The following is a 5,544-nucleotide window of genomic DNA, read 5'->3' as shown; positions in this document are numbered from 1 at the left end:
GATCAGTGGCCCGGCGGATCGTGACTGGGGCATGCGCACGATCACCTTCGCCGATCCGGACGGCTACATCTGGGCGATCGCGCAAGATTTGCCCTAGCGCCCCGGGCTCGTAGCGTTCACGGCTCCGGAGGCCGCCAGCGCTATCGTGCGAAGATAGGCCGCTGACGTGTCTCTTGGCATTGATGGCTTGGCGCTGTTCCAGGGATCGTTTCGTGGATATTCCGGATCATGTGCCGATCGCACAGGTGTGCCGCGAACGCGACCCCAGGGACAGTGATCGACCCGGCAGGAGGATGGACATGACCGGCAATCAGCCTGAGGACCCGGAGGACCAGACTCTGCTGGCCTTCCTCGATGCCCAGCGCGACTCGGTGCTTTCCATCGTGGAGGGGCTGGACGAGGAGGCGTGGCACCGGTCGGTCGTGCCGTCGGGCTGGACGCCGGCTGGGCTGGTCGAGCACCTGGGCGGCGCCGAGCGGCACTGGTTCCAGGGGGTCGTGGCCGGCTCAGATGCAGAGCTGCCCTGGGATGAGGGCCTGCCCCCCTATGACCCGGAGGCAGCGTTCGTCTGTGACCGGCCCTCCGCGGAGGTCATCGGCTATTACCGTGACCAGTGCGCGCACTCGGATGCGGTGCTGGCGGTGACGCCGCTGTCGGCGCCGCCACGCGGCAGGCACAGCGACCCGCAGATGGACGAACCGCCGAGCGTGCGCTGGGTCGTGCTGCACATGATCGAGGAGAGCGCGCGACATGCCGGTCACCTGGACATCGCCAGGGAACTGATCGACGGCCAGACTGGGCTCGGGCCTCGCTGAAACGAAAACGGTTCCCTGCGCGTCACCTGACATGTTCACGACCAGGTTTCTGCGGGCTCCTGGTCTGCTCCGTCTTCCTCGACAGGCGCCGATACCTGGCGAGTGGACGTCGGGTCTAGGTTGGCGAAGCCATCGCGAAGCGACGCGACCGCAGGAAGCGGCCTAGGCGCGGCGGCCAGGAGCGGGACAATGGTCCGTCGAGGATGACGGCACTTGCAGCGTCCGGGCCTGTCGCCGAATGAGCCCGGCTGATCGGCGGCGGACTGAGAACGTGCGGCCGACGCGCGGCGGCCGGGGCCTCCTAAGGCCGGAGGCCGACGCTAGTGTCGGCCCGCCGCCTTGATCTAAATACGGCTAAATTCGGCAACGCGACGCGTGGAGCGCGTGGAGCAGCGGCGACTGCCGTGCTGATCTCGGCTAGCGGATTGGTTCGACGACGCTTTGAGCGCGCGGGCTGCTGGGAGGCATGACAAAGGCCCGGCGGAACATCCTCCGGGCCTCTGACGTGCTACTTGCCTGGTAGCGGGGGCAGGATTTGAACCTGCGACCTCTGGGTTATGAGCCGTACGACGCACGTCTCGACCGTCTCAGGCAGTCTCCCGCCGCTGTGCTGACCTCAGCTGATGCGACAGATCACGGTGCGCACGGTCGGCTCCGTCTCCCCCGTCTCGTCCCGTTCCGCGGCGTCCGGTTTACAAATCCGTTTACAGATCAGCCTCTCGACCGCGGCTTCCTGGTCCTCCCGTCCTTCTCGTAGCTGCCATCCCTCGTACCGTGGCCGCCGTGTCAAGGCTCGCGAAGCGACCGCGCAGCGGCCTGGCCTTGATTCGGCGGACTCGGTTGAGATCATCGTGCAGAGAGGAGGACGGCAGCCCCAGCTTGGAAGATCGGTAACCCGAAACGGACATGAGCAGCACTTACGTATGCGCTGATCAGACCGGCGCTGTGCCCGTGAGTTACCGCTGCTGACCGTTGAAGCTCCCGGTGCGTGGCACGTATATGGCACGACTCGCGACTTCCACCGTGTCAGGATGCCGGTCCTGCCAGCCCCAGGTAGTGATCTTGACTCTGTGACTAGGCGCTCCGTGACGTCTGGCCTTATGGACTGTCCCGTGCTTACCCGTGTTGTCCTGAACGCCCTAGGTCTGCAGGGAAAGCGCAGTGCGGTTGCCTTCTTGGCAGCGAAGCGCGGCGGACCCTAGAATTAGGGATTAGGCGTGCCGGGAAGCCTGGTCGGCAGGACATTCGTCCGTCCGTCAGGAGCACGAGTTGGGGACCCTGAACACTTCGGCAGGCATTCGTCCGTCATGTGCGCGGCTTCGGCGGGCATCGACGGCTGGTCGTGACGCTGGACCCATGTCGTGTCCGGGGTAGGTCGGGTGATCGTCGGGACGAGCGGCTCCCCGGGCAGCCGTCGGGCACTGCGCTACGCCGAGGTGCTGGCCCGCGTCCATGATGCGGTCCTGGTACCCGTTATCGCCTGGGTGCCGCCGGGCGGTGATCTCGCCGAACGAACTCAGCCTTCGGGCTATATGCGTCAGGTATGGCAAGATGCTGCCTGCCAGCGGCTTCGTGACGCGCTGGTCGCGGTCTGGGGAGAGGTCCCTGACGATCGGCTGGTGCGGCCTCGCGTGGAGCGGGGCCCGGCTGGCTGGGTCCTGGTCAGTATTGCCTGCTGCCCTGATGACCTGCTGGTCATGGGTGCTGGTCGTCGTGGAACGCTGTCCCGGGTGGTCTATTGCAAGGTGAGCCGCTACTGCGCGGCTCATGCCCAGTGCCCGGTGGTGATCGTTCCGCCGTCTGAATTGGCCAGGGAAATCAGGCATCGCCGACTCACGAGGACGTTCGGGCACGGGACGCTCACCCCTGATCAGCTGCTGAGAGACCAGGCCAGGCCACCCGACTGAGGACCCCCACACATGCGCCGTTAACAGGTACAGATGCCCGCAATCGCGACGTGCCGATGTCTGCGCTGGGCATGACTGGTGGCGGACGCAGTTGCGTCAGGCCGGGCACGCTCTGGGTGCTAGCCCGCTCCCCCGGAGCGAGCGCTAACGGCGGCGCTGGTTTCCTGGCCGGGGGCGCCCGTCAGGCTGATGACCAGTTTCATTCTGGTGGCCCGGAGGCCCGGAGGGACTCGAAGCCAATCTTCAGATCGATCCCGGGCCTTTGGCCGTGGATGCGCGGTGCGGCTGTATGAGCAGTACAGCGGTGGCCGGTTAGCGTCCTTCGAAGGCTGTGATCAGTTTTTCGCGCAGGTCTGGGTCGGCCAGGACCAGGACATCGTCTCCTGGGCGCAGCCGCATGTCCTCGGTGATGGGCACGAGCTGGCCGTCCCGGACAACGAAGCTGACCCATGCGTCACCGGGAAGGCCGGTTATCTCGCCGACCGTGCGGCCATCGGCCGCCGAGCCTGCCTTGATGGTGAGGTGGTGCACGCCGCTGGGCTCGTCTCGCAGCCGTACCCCCAGCGCCCAGGGCTGCGGCTCGATCGCGCGCATCTGCACGCGCAGCAGCCGGGCGGCGGCTGGTACCAGGCTGCCTTGCACGACGACGGAGAACACCACGACCACGGCGACGATGCCGAACAGGCGCCCGGCCTGGGGTTCGTGAGCCTCCAGCAGGAAGATGCCCAGCAAGATCGGCACGGCGCCCTTGAGCCCGGCGAACAAGACGAAGTTGCGCTCGTTGCTTTTCAGCCGCGCGGGGATCAGGCACGCTCCGACCAGCACCGGCCGGATCACGAAGGCGAGCACCGCTCCGAGGATGATTCCCGGGACCCACACATCAGCGCGAGCGATCACGGCGAGGTCAACGGTGAGACCGAGGACGACGAAGGCGACAATCTCGGCCAGGCTGGCCAGCGCCGTGTGAAACCGCTCGATCTCCCGCTTGAACGGCGCGCGGCCGTCACCAAGGACGATCCCGGCGGCGAAGACCGCCAGGAACCCCGATCCATGCGCCAGGGTGGCGGCTGCGAAGATCAGCAGCGCGCAGGCCAGCGTGCGCAGCGGGTACAGCCCCTCGCTGGGCAACGGCACCCGGCGGATGAACCACAGCAACGCCCAGCCACCCGCCACACCCACCGCCGCGCCAACGGTCATCTGGAGCACGAACTCGCCGCCGACCCGGGCGAACGCGCCCGCGCTCAGGCCGCCCGCACCGATGAGGCTGGCCATCAGGGCGATCCCCACCGGGTCGTTCGCGCCGGACTCCCCCTCCAGGATGGTGCCGCTGCGGCCGGAGACCTCCCGCTGGCCCAGCACTGAGAACACCACCGCCGGATCGGTCGGCGCTACCGCCGTGGCCACCAGCAGCGCGAGATACCAGGCCAGGCCGAATGCGAGGTGCGCGAAGACCGCGAGGGCGGCCACCGTCAGGAACGTGCCGACCACGCCGACCGTGGCGATAGGGGCAGCAGCGGACCGGAACCGGGACCACCCGATGTGCATGCCGCCGTCGAACAAGATGCACACCAGCGCGACCGTGACCACTCGTTCGACCGCCTGCCTCGGCGGTGCGTGCAACGAGGGAACAACCTTCACCGCGACGGCAGCGCCCGCCAGCACCAGCGCGGGGGAGGGGATTTTCACCCGCTCGGTGAGACGATTCGACAGCACCGCGACCAGCCCTACCGCGGCCGTCAGCAGGACTATCAGGGCAAACGGCTGCGTGTCGGTCACGGCTGCACCCCCGGTCTGGCATGCCAAAAGGTTCCCGACCAGACTTCCCAGGGCACCACGCCCAGCTTAGAGCCTGTTTGGAAACTAGGTGGGGGTCGGCTGAGCCGCTGGCCGGCGGGCGAGCCGACGGGTCATGGTGATCGTCATCGCCCAGTACATGATGGTTTCGTGGTGCTCGGGCAGGCGTTCGTAGTCGCGGACGGTGCGGCGGCAGCGGGTGATCCATGCCAGGGTCCGCTCGACGACCCAGCGGCGGGGCAGCACCTGGAAGGTGTGCAGGTCATCGGGCCGCTTGACGATCTGGAGTGTCAGCCTGGGCCTGAGCCTGGTCCTGGCCCAGGTGACGAGCTTGCCGGCGTAGCCGCCGTCAGCCCAGGCCAGCCTGACCGAGGGGAAGGCGCGGCGCAGGTTCCACAGCAGCGGCTTGGCTCCGTCGCGGTCCTGGACGCCCGCGGCGGTGACCAGCACCGCCAGCAGCAGCCCGATGGCATCAACGGCGATGTGCCGCTTGCGGCCGTTGACCTTCTTGCCCGCGTCGTAGCCGCGGCTGGCACGGCAGACTTCCTCAGCTGCCTTCACCGACTGGGAGTCGATAACCGCGGCCGTGGGCTCGGGCTTACGCCCGGCCGCGATGCGGCACTGGCGGCGCAGCTCATCGTGCATCTTCCTGGTCGCCCCGCTCTTGTGCCAGCCGTCGGCCACGTCATAGACGGTGCGCCAGTGCGGCAGGTCCGCGGGCATCGCCCGCCACTGGATGCCTTCCTTGACCAGGTAACGGATCGCGTCCACGTAATCGCGGCGGCAGCGTTCCGCGGGGCGGCCGCCCTTGCCGGCCTTCCATGCCGGAGCGGGCAGCGCCGGCTCGATGACCTGCCATTCCGCATCGCTCATGTCTGACGGGTACCGCGGCACCCGCGTGCTGCGCCCGATCCCGCCCGGGCAGCAGCGGCATGCCACCGCCAGGCCGGCTGGGCGCCTACCCTGGGCATGCGCGGGTTCTCCAGTGTTCTTGATCGTCACAAATCGGGATCATGGAGGACCCGCGC

Annotated in this window: 4 protein-coding genes; 2 read left to right on the top strand and 2 right to left on the bottom strand. The window is 67.8% G+C overall.

Translation table 11 applies throughout. From position 1 onward, the window contains the following. Window positions 1-299: 299 nt before the first annotated feature. Complete coding sequence (locus JF886_RS08630) at window positions 300-815, top strand: DinB family protein (protein ID WP_337311529.1); 516 nt, start codon at window positions 300-302, stop codon at window positions 813-815. Window positions 816-2,194: 1,379 nt separating this feature from the next. Then, the gene (locus tag JF886_RS08625; RefSeq protein ID WP_337311527.1) at window positions 2,195-2,722 is read left to right on the top strand and encodes a universal stress protein; all 528 of its coding nucleotides are present in this window, start codon (window positions 2,195-2,197) and stop codon (window positions 2,720-2,722) included. Window positions 2,723-3,034: 312 nt separating this feature from the next. Here JF886_RS08625 and JF886_RS08620 read toward each other — a convergent pair whose 3' ends face one another. Then, on the bottom strand, window positions 3,035-4,498 hold the full coding sequence (locus JF886_RS08620) for a cation:proton antiporter domain-containing protein (RefSeq protein WP_337311525.1): 1,464 nt from the start codon (window positions 4,496-4,498) through the stop codon (window positions 3,035-3,037). 84 nt (window positions 4,499-4,582) lie between these two features. After that, window positions 4,583-5,518 (bottom strand): IS5 family transposase, encoded by a 936-nt coding sequence (locus JF886_RS08615; protein WP_337311523.1) that lies wholly within the window; start codon window positions 5,516-5,518, stop codon window positions 4,583-4,585. Window positions 5,519-5,544 lie beyond the last annotated feature (26 nt).

This window comes from Candidatus Aeolococcus gillhamiae (assembly GCF_016464765.1).
Lineage (GTDB): Bacteria > Chloroflexota > Dormibacteria > Aeolococcales > Aeolococcaceae > Aeolococcus > Aeolococcus gillhamiae.
The sequence above is the reverse complement of the archived record's forward strand: the minus strand, read 5'-3'. Positions and strand labels throughout refer to the sequence as shown.

What these genes read in the sequence shown, in the direction of transcription:
- JF886_RS08630 (WP_337311529.1), top strand. Translation starts at nt 300, where the DNA reads ATGACCGGCAATCAGCCTGAGGACCCGGAGGACCAGACTCTGCTGGCC.